We start from the raw sequence: 13,862 nt of genomic DNA, 5'->3' as shown, positions 1-13,862 counted from the left end.
AACCCTCTCCTGCGAGAGGGCTCGGGTAACTTATCGGCCTCTAATCTGGCAGTGCAGGTCATATTCCACCAGTTCCGTAATAGCAGGCTCATCCCCGCACACAGGACACTTTGGATTTCTGGCCACCTCAACTTCTCGGAACCTGCTTTCCAGCGCATCGAAGATAAGCAATCGTCCCACCAAGGGTTTGCCTACCCCTAACAATATTTTTAACGCTTCCCCTGCCTGCAATACTCCCATGACTCCGGCTACCGCCCCGATTACCCCGGCCTCCTGGCAGCTGGGAACGGCTCCCGGCGGGGGCGGAGAAGGAAACACACATCTGTAGCACGGCCCCTCCCCGGGTTTAATAGTCATTACCATTCCATCCCAGCGTAAAATTCCGGCTTCTACCAACGTCTTACCTGACAAAACACAAGCATCATTTAACAGGTACCGTGCGGGGAAATTATCTACCCCGTCAATTATCAGGTCATAATCGGCAATTAATTCCCGGACATTTTCTTTGCCCAAACGGGTATGATAGGTAATAATCTCTACATCGGGGTTCAGGGCCTCTAACTTTTCTTGGGCAGAATCCACCTTCCGCTTGCCTACGTCGGCAGTGCGGTGGAGAATCTGCCGCTGAAGGTTCGACAGGTCTACCACATCGCTATCCACAATACCGATATGCCCGACGCCGGCTGCTGTGAGATAATAGGCCACCGGTGATCCCAGACCGCCCGCACCTACTATTAGAACCCTCGACTGCAGAAGTTTCTCCTGCCCCTTCCCGCCGACCTCCGGCAGAATAATCTGCCTGCTATAGCGCAGTATCTGTTCCTCGTTAAAATTCATCTTATTCCCCTCCAAAATTCCTTATATGTATATCGGAATATACGCCAATCTATAAAATATAATACACCTACTTTCACCGGCAAGTCAACCAACTATATTGCTTGGTAGCAAGCGACTTTATGCCTGAACTAATTTATCCCAACGAACTTTCCCCGGGCTGAGTGCCAAGCGGAACGAGCGCAAACACTAGAGCCTCCTTAACTTTACATCCCTGCTGAGGCAGAGAAAGCAGTCACTCCGGTGACTGCTCCCTCAGAATAGTTTAACCGCTTCCTTAAGAATGTCTTCAGCCGGCTCAACATTAGTGCCCAGCCAGTAAACTCTATTTCCCTTCAAATAATAATAGTTATGCATGCCGATCCCCGTAACATAATAGTAAGTCTTGCCGTCAATTACTTTAACGGTATAGTTACTAAACGCGGAACTGCCGGGCATTTTTTCATCCATAATTTTGAGTAATTCTTCAGCTTCTTCCGAGGTAGCCGACTCCGATATCCATAATACCGCCTGCCTGTCTTCCGAGCGGTACATGGCAATATACCCGTTTTCTATAGGAATATTAGTCCCGTGCAGTTTGCTGATTTGAGCAATAGCCTGCTCTCCCGTAACCAGGTGGACCAGCGGCATTCCCGCTAAAGCTTGTGGAAAACTGTCTTCATTCAGCTCAGGTAATTTTTTTGAAGAAACGGAATAAACCGCCACTATCGCCCCAATTACAACGACCGCCCCCAAAAGAATCAACCATCTCCGCTGCATATTCTCAACCTTTCCTGCCCTATTTATTCTTTCTTCCCTTGAATTGCCCGTTGGAGAAGCTCAATTTCATGCATCAGTTTTCTCTGTCGTTTCCCCAAAATGAGGGTATAGAAAAAGATAAAACCCCAAATAATGCTGTAGGCAGCCACCAAATAACCCATATCTAGAACCTCCTAATCAAATTTTTCCCGGAGAACTTTCTTTATCTCCTGGATTCGCTGTCGACACCGCTCAATAGCCAGCCCTTTTTGCAACAGGTAGAAGTACAGAAAAGTAAAGGCCAAGACGCTAACAATCAAGGCATGAAGCATCTTGGGATGCAGACCGCCCCCACTGCCTTTAACCACTTCCGGGTGGTTAATTGCGCCCCACCAGCGGATAGCAAAAAAAACTATGGGGACGTCGATGAAGGCGATAATTCCGAAAACCGCGGCTAATAGGTGCTTTTTCTCCCCTTCCATCCCGGAAGAACGAATGAGAAGGTAAGCAAGGTACAGAAACCAGAGAATAAGCGTGGTAGTTAAACGCGGTTCCCAGTTCCACCAGATGCCCCAGGCCTTACGCGCCCAGATGGGACCAGTTATTAGGACCAAGGTAGTGAACAGCACCCCAATTTCCGCCGATATAGCTGCCACCGTATCCCAGCGCCGGTCCCTAGTCTTCAAATAAATAATACTGCTCACGAAGACGATGAAAAAAGCAAAAAAAGCGTTCCAGGCCGAAGCTACATGGAAATAAAAAATCTTCTGAACTTCTCGCATAACTTTCTCCAGGGGAGCATAAAGAAAGACGAAGTATAGAGCAGCAAGAAGCATCACAAAGGTTACCCAACCTAAAACCCGGTGGTACCTACCGGTATCCAAGCCCCGGTACTCCATGGCTACACCTCCAAAACATAATCAAACAGTATAAACGGCACAGCCAAAAATACGATGTCATAGACCGCCAGCAGCTTAATCCAGCGACCTATTTCACTCCATTCCTTCCCCGTCAGCGCGCCGGCGGTGCTTTGAACAGCGGCGATTATCACGGGAACGATTATAGGGAAAAGAATGATAGGCAGTAAAATTTCACTGGCCCGGGTGTTGGCCGAAAGCGCCGCTAGAAAGGTTCCCACGGCCACAAAACCTAAGGTCCCTAAAAACATTATTGGGATCAGCAGCCAGGGATTCCCTTGAGGTTTATAGTCAAAAAGTACAAAAAACAAAGGTAGCGAAATGACTTCTATTATAACCATTAATATGAAATTGGTAATCACTTTACCAAAGTAGATTACTGTTCGGTCTACCGGTGCCAGCATTAATCCCATCAGGCAGTCATTATATTTTTCGGTAGTGAAGGAGCGATTAAGACCTAGTACTCCCGCAAAACTAAAACCTACCCAGATGATGCCTGGAAACACCTCCCGGGTAGTTGCCTGAGCAGGGTTGAAGGCGAAGGCAAAAATTACAATTACCAGGAAGGAAAATATAAGCATGGAACTGAGCATTTCTTTAGTACGAAATTCGTTAGTGAGATCCTTCCAAACCAGGTTTCCGACCTGAACTACAAATTTCATCCAGCTCCCTCCACATACTCAAGATACAATTGCTTGAACTGTTCGGCAGTCAGTTGCTGCGTTTCACCCTGATATACGATTTTCCCCTTCACCAAAATAACAACCCGGTTGCTCAGCTTGAGTGCTTCTTCAAAATTGTGGGTAATAAGGAATATAGTGCGATCCTCATTAGCCAGACGCGCCAGCACGCGATTTAAAATACCAATAGCGTGCTGGTCCAGGCCGGTGTAAGGTTCATCCAGAAACAAAATAGAAGGATTATGAATTATAGCCCGGGCAATGGAAAGCCTCTGCTGCATACCCCTGGAAAACGTTCTCACCGGGTCGGCCAAGCAATATTCCAGGCCAACTTCTTCAATAACTTCTTGAATCCTTTCTTTCAGGTTTGTAACTCCGTACATCTTCCCGTAAAAAAGTAGATTTTCATAAGCCGTTAGGTTGTCATAAAGAAAAGTGTGATGAGAAATAACACCGATCTGCCGTCGCAATTTAATGGCATTATCTCCTACCTTGTTTCCATTAATCAGCAATTCCCCAGACGTAGGCTGGAGTAAAAGAGACAAAATCTTCAGCAAGGTTGTTTTCCCGGCTCCGTTGGGACCCAAAATGGTGACAAACTCCCCTGAATGAATCTCTAAATTTATATCTTGCAGTATGGTTTTACTGCCAATTTTCTTGGTTAAATTAGATGCGGTAATAATGGGCCCTTCCCTCCTACCCGGCCAGTTTCTTGAGCTTAAGCTTAACATTAACTAATCGCCGTTTATAAGCGTCTCTGAGCTCCTTATAAGTCTCCTCATCTATCTTGCCGTCAGAAAACTGCTCCTCCAGTTCCTTGATCTTTTCCAACAAGGATTTTTGCTTAGCCAGGAGTTTTTGGAACAGCTCTTCTTCCGGATCAACGTTTTCTAATTCTGCCTTTTGCGTTCTCCAGCGGTAAATACCGTAAGCGGCAAATCCAGTGGGTAACAAAATAACTATAACCAGGAACAAGTGAGGATTCATCCCTCTAAAGGGCGATTCTCGCCAAAAGCGAATATGGGCCGGACTGTGAAATTTCATCGAAGATGACGAGGGGATAACGCTCCCGCCTCCACCACCGGTAGGCACTCCTACCGTAACCCGCAGGTCTATCGCTTCTCCTGGCACCAAATTCTCCGCCACGTAGAAACGGTAGTCTTGATCCCCCAGGGACGTGATTCCCGCATCTACTATCTTATCTCCAGTGACTTCTACTCCCTCTGGGGCTGTAACAATATAAAACACGTTAGTAGGATAATCAAAACTTTTCTTCAGAACATAATGGGGAGTTGTGGAAGTGAGTAAATATTTAATTCCTAAGGTTGCCTGGCCGGGAGCGAAATCTCTGGTAACCGTAAGTTGGTTATCTGTTACTTCTGTTGCGTCCCGGTCTATTCCCTCCACATACTGCAACTCACTGTAACCTTCCGGTAAATCGAATTTTACCGTTCGACCTTCAATAGTATCCTGCCCGGGATTAGTAAAGACAACCCGCTCTCCTACCTGCAGCTTACCCTCCTCTACCGGGATCAAGTACAGGTGGTCGACTTCTATGTACAAAGAACTCTCAGATGATGTCTGTTTCTCAAAATCGGTTTTAGTTTCCTCGGCCAAAACTGCCACCCCTGTTGAAAGAACAAACGCCAAAATGAGGCATAATACAACTAACGTTTTTACCTTCTTGATCGAGAACAACATTCATTCACCTCATTCTTTCATAAGCTCTTACTCCTTCTTGCCTTCTCCCTCTCTATACCGCAACAACTGGACTTCTCTTTCTATTTCCAGTTCAATCTCCTTCTCAATCTGAGCCTCCAGTTCATCACTTTCTAATTCCTGATCTAGAAGGGACATTTCTTCCTCCTCCTGTGCCTTCAAAATATTTATAGCCTGTCTTTTATACATATTTTTAAGAAATTGATAATCTTCTTCGGAAAGTTTTTTCATCTGGTAATCAAATTCTATTTCCCCTAAAGTAGTGAAGACAGATTCCTTCTGCTTTTCCAAAGAATCTTCCTCATCGCTATAACGAACTTTTCTGTAAGACGGCTCTTCCTTTTTGATCAAAGGATATCCAATCAGAAACACGGGCACACCCACTATTATGAGCCCCAAAAGAATTTCCACCAGTATCCCTCCCCGGTCTCTTATAACAGCTTAACCGAATTAGTAATACTTCTTCATTTCTTCATTCAAAATTTCCTCATACTCTGCCGCCTCAATTTCATCCAGTTCTTCCTCTGCCTGGCGGTTCTGTTCCCGGTAGAATACCCACTTGTCCAGGGCCAGGTATATTACCAGCCCACCGCCTAGAATAGCTAGAAAAGGCGTCACCCATGCCGTAATGTTAAACGGCACGTTGGGCGGAGGAGCGGCCATAACTTCTTCACCATAAATACTTATCATATATCCGTAAATTTCCTCTTCGCTCATTCCTTCCGCCAGTTTCTGCCTGATTTCCTCACGCATTTGCTGGGCAGTATAATTATCACAGGCCTTCAGGTACATTCCGCACCCGTCGGTGCACATCAGGTTGGCTTCAATCTTTTTGAAAAGCTCTTCATCAACGACGCCGGCCGCCCACCCCTGAGTTGTAAGGGGGATTAATAGGAAAATTGTTACCCATAATACCAAAATCCGCCGGTTAACCCTTAACCGCATAGCGTCCAACTCCTCTTGAATACTTGGGTCCAAGTTCGCTCCCTCTTCCGGGCCAGACCGCAAAAATGGTTCCTAAAATCAACACATAACCTCCAATCCATATCCAACTGACCAGCGGGTTGACATGAACTTCAAAAGTCGCTTCCTTACCCCCTTGGTCCCAACTGGCCAGCACCACATACAAATCTTCGGTCAAACTGCCCATTATCGCCACTTCGGTAGAGGGTTGATCCCACGTCTTATAAAATATTTTTTCCGGTGCTATAGTACCTACGTACTTTCCATCTTTGGTTACCGGCATTTCAGCATAAACTACGGCGTTTTCCCCTTCATAACGCTGCCTGAGACCCTGGTAAGTCATAGTGTACTTGCCCAGGGTAATCTGTTCGCCGGGAGTAACCGTTTGGGTGGTTTCCAGTTTGTAAGCATGAGAGGCAATAATGCCAAAGGCTATAATCACAATGCCCAAATGGACTATATAGCCGCCGTAACGGCGACGGTTTCGTACAGAAAGCCGCCACAGAGCAGTGAGATAATTCTCTCCGGTCATCCGGTGACGCACCTTAACTCCGCGGTAAAATTCCAAAAAGATCGTGGCTAGTACAAAGAAGCTTACGCTGAAACCTATGATGGGGTAGATTCTCTTCACCGGCAGCAAAAAGTACAGGACTACTCCAAAGATTATACTCACAAGTACAGGATAAAGAAAATTATCTTTCAGATTTTTCAACGAAGATTTCTGCCAGGCAATCAGGGGACAGACACCCATAACAAAAAGCATGGCTAAAAGGATGGGAGCGTTCACTTGATTGAAAAATGGAACACTGACGGTTACTTTTACTCCCCTCACGGCTTCGGAAATTATGGGGAAAACGGTGCCCCAGAATACGGCAAAGGCAGATCCGACCAGAAGAAGATTGTTCAGCAGGAAGCTGCTCTCCCTGGAAATATAGGATTCGAATTCATTACCTTCCTTCAACAGGTTAATCCGGTCTACCAGCAGGTAGAGGGAAACAACCAAAATGATGCCAAGGAAGGCGAGAAACCAGGTTCCCAAAGAAGAGTTGGCAAATGAGTGAACCGAAACAAACACCCCGCTCCTAACCATAAAGGTACCGAAAATGGTCAGGGCAAAGGTAACAATAATTAAAGCCATATTCCAAATTTTCAACATGTCCTTCCGTTCCTGGATCATCACCGAATGGAGGAAAGCGGTTCCGGTCAGCCAGGGGATAAACGAGGCATTTTCTACCGGGTCCCAGCCCCAGTAGCCGCCCCAACCCAGTTCTACGTAAGCCCATTGACCACCGTACAGGTTGCCCAGACTTAAAAACATCCAGGCAATAACCGTCCAGCGACGCGTTATTTTGATCCAGGTATCATCGACTTTCCTGGTAATTAGGGCTGCCATGGCAAAGGCATACGGAACGGCAAAACCGACGTAACCGAGATACAAGGTTACCGGGTGGAATACCATCCCCGGATTTTGCAACATGGGGTTTAACCCGGATCCTTCGGGTGGAACACCCGGCCACTTTTCAAACGGGTTGGTAACAAAAGCCAGCAACAAGAGAAAAAATAGGTTGTTGATCAGCAGCACGGTAGTAGCATATGGGGTCGTCTCAAGTTCCTGATTTTTCTTGGAATAAGCCACGATGGCCGTATAAATGGCCAGCACCCATGCCCAGAGAAGCATTGACCCGGCATTACCTGCCCAAAAGGCAGCAAATTTATAAAAAACCGGCAAATTTTTACTGGTATAATGGTATACGTACTTAATTTGAAAATTACTAGTTATTAACAAATAAATGAGAATCAGGGAGGCCACGGTGGTCAGAAAAGCTACCGCCATCACGCCCCCTTTGGCACTGTTCATGAGCCGTTCGTTTTGCGTTTTAATACTTATAATATATCCGGCCACGGCGTAAATACTGACTCCAATGGCAAGGATAAGTGATAAATAACCCAGTTCGGCCATTGCCATACCTCCTCAAACTTTATGAACCTTGCCAACCAGCCTACTCTTCCTCTAACTCCGCAAGCAGCTGTTGGTATGTTTCCTCACTGATTTTCCCGTCCAGCAACATCTGTCTTAATTTCCTTTTCTGCTTCTTAAGGTCTTCCTTATCTTGCGAGCCTCCGGCTTTTTTACCCGTTGGTCCACTTTTGCCGCGTTTCTTAGATTTAGACCGCGAGCTTTGGGCAGCCGTTCCCGCCCGGTTGGCATTGATCGCATAAACCAGAAAAGCAGCCAAAACAATCAAAAAAGCAGCAAGAAGTACAATTACCGTAGTGTTGACCGGAGTAACGGAAGCCGTGTCAGCCTGTCCACCGCTATTAGTGTTAGTATTGGTTGTTACCGAGGGCTTGTTTGTTTCCCGGGTATAACTGACCTTGAAAGTCAGTTGATCTTCGGGAGTTAAATTGGTGAAAGAATAATAATAATTTGTAAACTGAACGCCGGACTGAACATCATTCTGGGAAGCCTGGGGTTCGGGCTCTAATTTAAAGTTGCTGGAATCCGCCGGCTGGCGAATTTCTACACTTAGATTCTCGATGGGAAATGCGGGCCGGAAAATATGCTCAAAAGATTTTTCAGGTCCCTGCCCTTTTAAATAATCAATATAATATTCGAACATAACCGGAAATTCTTCACCCGGCTGGATAGTGCGAGAAGGCTTCCAAATGACTTTGGTATAATCGCCCATATCCTTGGTAATGTACCGCTGGCAGAGCATGCCTTTCTCCGTTTCACATACCATGTTAATCTGGGCACCTTTAGGAATGTTATACTCCAGTTCACCGGAAAAAGGTTGGCCCGTGTTATTTACAAAAGTACCCGTGTAAATGACCAAAACTTGCGGTTTGTCATATTCCGGCCAGATAGAATAATATAGCTGCTTCATAGTCAGGGTCTTCTCTTCAGCTACTGCCGGAGTCAGAAAGTAACTTACCATTACAACTGAAATTAAGATGGAAATTATGGTCCTTTTAATCCGACTTTTTACCATGCTCTTCCTCCTTAAACTGAAAGTTTTCTAGCAGCTTCCTGTTTTTCTCTCAATTTTTTGTAACGTTTTTCACATAGGTTTTCGTAAAAATAAGGGTCGAACACCCCACCCGTTTACAAATGTATAAACCTTTATCTATCATATTTTAGATTTCAAAAATACAAGCCCTCTATCAATTCCATAAACTTATTCTCTTTTCTCGAGCAAAATTCCTGCCCTGATGGTAATTTTTTATCAGCCATAATTAGCTAGAAAATTATACTTTTGGTTAGGTTTCAGGGGGTAAGAAAGCTCGAAACCGTCAGACCAGATTTGATCCTCGATAACGTCCTGGGCACGGTAAGAATACCTCCTGGCGGAAGAAATGCTCGACATATAATATAGCAAAGGAGTGCCAAAAGACCTTTAGTTTTTCGGTAGTTCTCCTGGCACTCCCACAGTTAACACTGGCTCTTGTTCTTATTTAACTTCATATCCGGCATCCTCGATGGCCTTTTTCATAGCGTCTAAATTTACTTTCCCCGGAGTGTAAGTAACGGTTACCTTTTTACTTTGCAAATCCACCTCTGCCTTCTGCACTCCGTCCAGGGCTTTAAGAGCGTTCTCCACCGCATTTTTGCAATGGCCGCAGGACATTCCTTCCACCTTTAGTACAGTGGTTTCTACAGCCGGTCCACAGCAATGGGGCATCTGGAATCACCTCCTGTAGTTAGATTTTATTCGTAATAATTAAGCTAGCAATTAAAGCTGTTACCTGCCGGGGGTATCTGGCAGGTTTGCTGCTATTATAAGTAACAATTCCTGCTTTGTCAATAGGAAAAATAAACTTTAGTGGGACGGCTTAAACCGCCAGCGGCGCAGTCGCAGAGCATTGGTAACGACCGACACAGAACTGAAAGCCATAGCGGCACCGGCCAAAACTGGAGACAAAAGTCCCGCCGCGGCAACCGGAATACCGGCCGAGTTATAGGCCAGAGCCCAGAACAGGTTCTGCTTTATGTTGCGCATAGTGGCCTTACTCAATTGTATACTGGCTACAATCCCCCTCAGATCTCCTCGTATAAGGGTAATATCTGCCGCTTCCATAGCTACATCGGTACCAGTTCCGATGGCAAACCCCACATCGGCTGCAGCCAAGGCAGGAGCGTCATTAATCCCGTCTCCCACCATTCCTACCACTTTGCCTTGCTGCCTTAACTCCTGTACTTTATTAGCCTTATCCTCCGGTAAAACTTCGGCCATTACATGCTTAATTCCGACCTGCTTAGCAATAGCTTCCGCTGTACGGCGGTTATCTCCGGTAATCATCCACACCTCGATGCCCATCCGTTGAAGGTCCTTTATGGCCTCTTGAGAATGCTCTTTCACTGTATCAGCCACCGCTATAATTCCGGCCATTTTGCCTTCTACGGCCATCAACATGGCCGTTTTACCCTGATTCTCCAGTTCCTGTACTTTCTCCTCGACCTCAGCTATCTCTACTCCGTGCTGCCGCATCAGCTTGCGGTTACCTAACAATATATGTTTTCCTTCTACCTCTACGGTCACTCCATGTCCGGGTATAGCGTTAAAATTGTTAGGATCGGGTATATCCATCCCTTTCGCCTTGGCCCCCGCGATAATGGCCTGCCCCAAGGGATGTTCCGAATTCTTCTCCGCGATTGCCGCCAGCCGCAGGATTTCTTCTTCATTCATTTCGTTTAGGCCCACCACATCAGTTACCTCCGGCTCCCCTTTGGTAATGGTACCTGTCTTGTCGAGAATAATGGCATTTAATCTGTGGGCTTTTTCCAAATACTCTCCACCCTTAATGAGAATTCCGTTTTCAGCACCCTTACCGGTACCTACCATAATTGAAGTAGGAGTAGCCAATCCTAGAGCGCAGGGACAGGCAATCACCAACACGGCAGTAAAGTTGATGAGAGCTCTCGTAAAGTTCCCAGGGTCGACAATAAAGTACCATATTAGGAAGGTTACTACGGCAATGGCTACCACCGCCGGTACAAAATAAGCAGATATTACATCGGCCATCCGCTGGATAGGAGCTTTGGAACCTTGAGCTTCTTCTACTAACCGGATAATCTGGGCTAGGGCTGTATCCTTACCCACCTTGGTTGCCTTAAATTTAAAAGAACCGTGTTTATTAACCGTAGCGCCAATAACTTCATCGCCCGGTTTCTTATCTACCGGGATGCTTTCTCCCGTAAGCATGGATTCGTCAACACTGGAATGACCTTCTATGATGATGCCGTCCACCGGTATTTTTTCTCCCGGTCGGACTACTACAATATCTCCTACCTCCACTTCATCAACCGGAATGTCTAACTCTTGGCCATTACGGATAACTCGAGCCGTTTTGGCCTGTAACCCCATAAGTTTTCTAATAGCTTCAGATGTCCTGCCCTTGGCAATAGCCTCCAGCAATTTACCCAGGATAATCAAGGTAATGATTATGGCCCCGGTCTCGTAATAGACTTCATGCTGGCCGAACCGATCACCCCAAAAGGTAACTGCCAGACTGTAAAAATACGCCGCCGAAGTACCCATGGCAATTAAAACTGACATGTTGGCACTTTTATTCTTCAAAGTTATATAACTATCCTTATAAAATTGCCAACCCGCAATAAATTGCACTGGTGTAGCCAAGACCAGCTGGAAGTAAGGATTGAACAGAATATCAGGCCAGACCCCCCGCATACCTAGTAATTCACCAAACATGTACAGGGCCAGCGGGAAGGAGAAGATAGCTGAAAATATAAAGAATATCTTTTGCCTGCGTATCTCTCTTTCTCTAGCTTCTTTCTCTGCATCACGCCCTGCATCATCATCAATCCGGTGGGCACCATAATTGAGCTGTTCTACCGCATCAATCATATCTTTGACGGAAATCGTTCCGGGGATGAATTCAACCGTAGCCTTTTCGGTGGCCAGGTTAACCCGGGCGGCCTTAACTCCCGGGAGGCCATTAAGTTTTTTCTCAATTTTGGCGGCGCAGGCGGCACAGCTCATCCCCGTAATAGCCAGTTGTACTTTTTCTGCCGGAACTCTATAGCCCAATTGTTCTACCGTCTTAATAAAATCCGACAATCCAACCTTCTCTGGGTTATATTGGACGCTAGCCTTTTCAACCGCAAAGTTAACGTTAGCCTGCTCTACCCCTTCCAGTTTAGCTAAACCTTTTTGGATGCGGCTGGCACAAGCGGCGCAGGTCATGCCATTAACTTTAAAACTAGCCGTGGCAAGATTTTTCTCCTGAACTCGAGTTTCCACTTCTTCTCATCCTCCTTATTATACCTTACGGGGGTATGCTATATTCATTTTAAGAGAAAATTCCCGGTTTGTCAATAGGAATTATCAGTTTAAAGTGAATGCCATTTAAAAAAATAAGGGAAGCTCCTAACAGAACTTCCCCAACTCCCTTTATCGGCGAGGCTTAAAGGATTCGCAGCAGGTTCCCTCAGAACTGTCAACCGTTCTATCTCCCACGGATCTAACTTGAATGGTGTCTGCATGACATTTCATATTCTGGTTGTGGGCGCATTCTTCCACCGAGCATTGAATACCGGCCACCTATAGACACCTCCTTCCCCGGATAAGCTAATATCTCTTTTTTAGTGTTTCTCCGGGAAAGGAAAATATACGAAGCTAAACAAACATCATTTAAAATCCATTCCGGCAATGTATCTCTCGGCAGCCATGGCGGCTACCGCGCCGTCCCCGACGGCAGTAGAAACCTGGCGTAAAAACTTTTCTCTGACATCACCAGCTGCAAATACTCCCGGTACCGAAGTGGTTAAGAAATCATCTGTAATAATATAACCTTTCTCGTTAAGTTTTACCGTTCCTCTAAGAAAATCGGTATTGGGAACGGTACCGATAAATACAAATACACCGTCTACCTTCTCCTCCTGTATGGTACCGTCCTGAATATTTTTCAGCCGGATGCCGCTAACAGCTTGTTCGCCCAAAATTTCCTCTACTACAGAATTCCACCTGAAACTTATCTTTTCATTGTTAAAGGCTCTTTGCTGCAGTATTTTGGTGGCTCTCAACTGATCTCTCCTATGTATCACCACCACTTCAGAAACAAACTTGGTAAGAAATAGGGCTTCCTCAATAGCAGAATCGCCTCCGCCAACAACGGCTACCTTTTTGTCCCGGAAGAAGGCTCCATCGCAAGTAGCGCAATAAGATACACCTCTCCCACGGAACTCCTCTTCTCCCGGCACGTTCAGGACGCGCGCCCGGGCACCGGTGGCTACAATTACTGCCTTGGCCTCATATTGCTCGCCGCCAGCAAAAACTTTCTTCGCACCGGAAAAATCCACTCCTGTTACCTCAGCCGTTTTAATCTCCAATCCAAATTTCTGGGCTTGTGCCTGAAATTTAAACATCAATTCCGGCCCCGAAATCCCTTCCGGAAATCCTGGAAAATTTTCTATAACGTCCGTTAATGCCGCCTGCCCCCCGGGCATCGCCTTCTCCAAAAGCAGGGTTTTCAATCCTCCTCGCGCACCGTATAATCCGGCCGTCAATCCGGCAGGCCCTCCCCCTATAATAATTAAATCATATTTCATTGCTTGTTTCTCCACCTCCTGTGTTCTTTCATGATACATTTGTCCATCACTACTTCCAACCCGTTTTCCCGAGCTTTACGAGCTGCTTCCTCATTTACGACACCTTCTTGCATCCAGACCATTTTGGCACCCCGGGTGATAGCTTCCTCCACAATAGGGCCGACTGCCTCTGGCTTGCGAAAAATATCAACAATATCTACTTCTATGTCTGCCGGAATATCCAGCAGGCTGGAATAACTTTTCTCTCCCAACACTTGATCAACGGTGGGATTAACTGGAATCACCCTAAAACCTTCCTCCTGCAGGTATTTGGCCACCTGGTAGCTCGGCCGGTCTTCTTTCGCCGACAGTCCTACTACCGCTATCGTCTTGAAACGATTGAAATCCATTTAACTACCCTCCCAGACTACCCCATAGGGGTATTTTTTATGTAATTTATTA

General features: G+C 46.1%; 16 protein-coding genes. All 16 read right to left on the bottom strand.

What is annotated here, in order from left to right:
• Positions 1-30 precede the first annotated feature (30 nt).
• The 16 genes from KKC1_RS12810 to KKC1_RS12735 all read right to left on the bottom strand — a co-directional run bounded on the left by KKC1_RS12810 (position 31) and on the right by KKC1_RS12735 (position 13,810).
• Positions 31-837: a HesA/MoeB/ThiF family protein gene (locus tag KKC1_RS12810; RefSeq protein ID WP_088554820.1), complete on the bottom strand. Its 807-nt coding sequence runs from the start codon at positions 835-837 to the stop codon at positions 31-33.
• Between the two features lie 252 nt (positions 838-1,089).
• Positions 1,090-1,593: a hypothetical protein gene (locus KKC1_RS12805; RefSeq protein WP_088554819.1), complete on the bottom strand. Its 504-nt coding sequence runs from the start codon at positions 1,591-1,593 to the stop codon at positions 1,090-1,092.
• Positions 1,594-1,616: 23 nt separating this feature from the next.
• On the bottom strand, positions 1,617-1,754 hold the full coding sequence (locus tag KKC1_RS12800; RefSeq protein WP_088554818.1) for a CcmD family protein: 138 nt from the start codon (positions 1,752-1,754) through the stop codon (positions 1,617-1,619).
• Between the two features lie 12 nt (positions 1,755-1,766).
• A complete protein-coding gene (locus KKC1_RS12795) occupies positions 1,767-2,471 on the bottom strand; it encodes a cytochrome c biogenesis protein (protein ID WP_088554817.1) in 705 nt (234 codons plus the stop codon).
• A 2-nt stretch (positions 2,472-2,473) separates the two neighbouring features.
• Positions 2,474-3,151, bottom strand: coding sequence for a heme exporter protein CcmB (locus tag KKC1_RS12790; RefSeq protein WP_088554816.1), 678 nt, complete (start codon positions 3,149-3,151; stop codon positions 2,474-2,476).
• The gene (ccmA, locus tag KKC1_RS12785) at positions 3,148-3,900 is read right to left on the bottom strand and encodes a heme ABC exporter ATP-binding protein CcmA (RefSeq protein ID WP_088554815.1); all 753 of its coding nucleotides are present in this window, start codon (positions 3,898-3,900) and stop codon (positions 3,148-3,150) included. The genes KKC1_RS12790 and ccmA overlap by 4 nt, the downstream gene beginning before the upstream one ends.
• Positions 3,866-4,786 (bottom strand): hypothetical protein, encoded by a 921-nt coding sequence (locus tag KKC1_RS12780; RefSeq protein ID WP_143288755.1) that lies wholly within the window; start codon positions 4,784-4,786, stop codon positions 3,866-3,868. Before KKC1_RS12780 ends, ccmA begins: the two co-directional genes overlap by 35 nt.
• Positions 4,787-4,897: 111 nt before the next feature.
• Positions 4,898-5,299, bottom strand: coding sequence for a hypothetical protein (locus tag KKC1_RS12775; protein WP_088554813.1), 402 nt, complete (start codon positions 5,297-5,299; stop codon positions 4,898-4,900).
• 39 nt (positions 5,300-5,338) lie between these two features.
• The gene (locus KKC1_RS12770) at positions 5,339-5,833 is read right to left on the bottom strand and encodes a cytochrome c-type biogenesis protein (RefSeq protein WP_088554926.1); all 495 of its coding nucleotides are present in this window, start codon (positions 5,831-5,833) and stop codon (positions 5,339-5,341) included.
• Positions 5,817-7,811, bottom strand: coding sequence for a heme lyase CcmF/NrfE family subunit (locus KKC1_RS12765; protein ID WP_088554812.1), 1,995 nt, complete (start codon positions 7,809-7,811; stop codon positions 5,817-5,819). The genes KKC1_RS12770 and KKC1_RS12765 overlap by 17 nt, the downstream gene beginning before the upstream one ends.
• A 40-nt stretch (positions 7,812-7,851) precedes the next feature.
• The gene (locus KKC1_RS12760; protein ID WP_088554811.1) at positions 7,852-8,844 is read right to left on the bottom strand and encodes a hypothetical protein; all 993 of its coding nucleotides are present in this window, start codon (positions 8,842-8,844) and stop codon (positions 7,852-7,854) included.
• 459 nt (positions 8,845-9,303) lie between these two features.
• On the bottom strand, positions 9,304-9,534 hold the full coding sequence (gene copZ, locus KKC1_RS12755) for a copper chaperone CopZ (protein WP_088554810.1): 231 nt from the start codon (positions 9,532-9,534) through the stop codon (positions 9,304-9,306).
• A gap of 138 nt (positions 9,535-9,672) precedes the next feature.
• Positions 9,673-12,114: a heavy metal translocating P-type ATPase gene (locus KKC1_RS12750; protein ID WP_272946678.1), complete on the bottom strand. Its 2,442-nt coding sequence runs from the start codon at positions 12,112-12,114 to the stop codon at positions 9,673-9,675.
• A gap of 150 nt (positions 12,115-12,264) precedes the next feature.
• The gene (locus KKC1_RS12745) at positions 12,265-12,414 is read right to left on the bottom strand and encodes a DUF1540 domain-containing protein (protein ID WP_088554809.1); all 150 of its coding nucleotides are present in this window, start codon (positions 12,412-12,414) and stop codon (positions 12,265-12,267) included.
• Between the two features lie 86 nt (positions 12,415-12,500).
• Positions 12,501-13,421, bottom strand: a complete 921-nt coding sequence (trxB, locus tag KKC1_RS12740) for a thioredoxin-disulfide reductase (protein ID WP_088554808.1) — start codon at positions 13,419-13,421, stop codon at positions 12,501-12,503.
• Positions 13,418-13,810, bottom strand: a complete 393-nt coding sequence (locus KKC1_RS12735) for a CoA-binding protein (protein ID WP_088554807.1) — start codon at positions 13,808-13,810, stop codon at positions 13,418-13,420. The genes trxB and KKC1_RS12735 overlap by 4 nt, the downstream gene beginning before the upstream one ends.
• Positions 13,811-13,862 lie beyond the last annotated feature (52 nt).

Origin of the sequence: Calderihabitans maritimus (assembly GCF_002207765.1) — a bacterium.
Taxonomy (GTDB): Bacteria; Bacillota; KKC1; order Calderihabitantales; family Calderihabitantaceae; genus Calderihabitans; species Calderihabitans maritimus.
Note: the sequence above shows the minus strand (reverse complement) of the source record. Positions and strands in the feature narration are given on the sequence as shown.

Coding starts and splice junctions, on each gene's coding strand:
- KKC1_RS12810 (WP_088554820.1), bottom strand. CDS start 837: ATGAATTTTAACGAGGAACAGATACTGCGCTATAGCAGGCAGATTATT.
- KKC1_RS12805 (WP_088554819.1), bottom strand. CDS start 1,593: ATGCAGCGGAGATGGTTGATTCTTTTGGGGGCGGTCGTTGTAATTGGG.
- KKC1_RS12800 (WP_088554818.1), bottom strand. CDS start 1,754: ATGGGTTATTTGGTGGCTGCCTACAGCATTATTTGGGGTTTTATCTTT.
- KKC1_RS12795 (WP_088554817.1), bottom strand. CDS start 2,471: ATGGAGTACCGGGGCTTGGATACCGGTAGGTACCACCGGGTTTTAGGT.
- KKC1_RS12790 (WP_088554816.1), bottom strand. CDS start 3,151: ATGAAATTTGTAGTTCAGGTCGGAAACCTGGTTTGGAAGGATCTCACT.
- ccmA (WP_088554815.1), bottom strand. CDS start 3,900: ATGTTAAGCTTAAGCTCAAGAAACTGGCCGGGTAGGAGGGAAGGGCCC.
- KKC1_RS12770 (WP_088554926.1), bottom strand. CDS start 5,833: ATGCGGTTAAGGGTTAACCGGCGGATTTTGGTATTATGGGTAACAATT.
- KKC1_RS12765 (WP_088554812.1), bottom strand. CDS start 7,811: ATGGCCGAACTGGGTTATTTATCACTTATCCTTGCCATTGGAGTCAGT.
- KKC1_RS12760 (WP_088554811.1), bottom strand. CDS start 8,844: ATGGTAAAAAGTCGGATTAAAAGGACCATAATTTCCATCTTAATTTCA.
- copZ (WP_088554810.1), bottom strand. CDS start 9,534: ATGCCCCATTGCTGTGGACCGGCTGTAGAAACCACTGTACTAAAGGTG.
- trxB (WP_088554808.1), bottom strand. CDS start 13,421: ATGAAATATGATTTAATTATTATAGGGGGAGGGCCTGCCGGATTGACG.
- KKC1_RS12735 (WP_088554807.1), bottom strand. CDS start 13,810: ATGGATTTCAATCGTTTCAAGACGATAGCGGTAGTAGGACTGTCGGCG.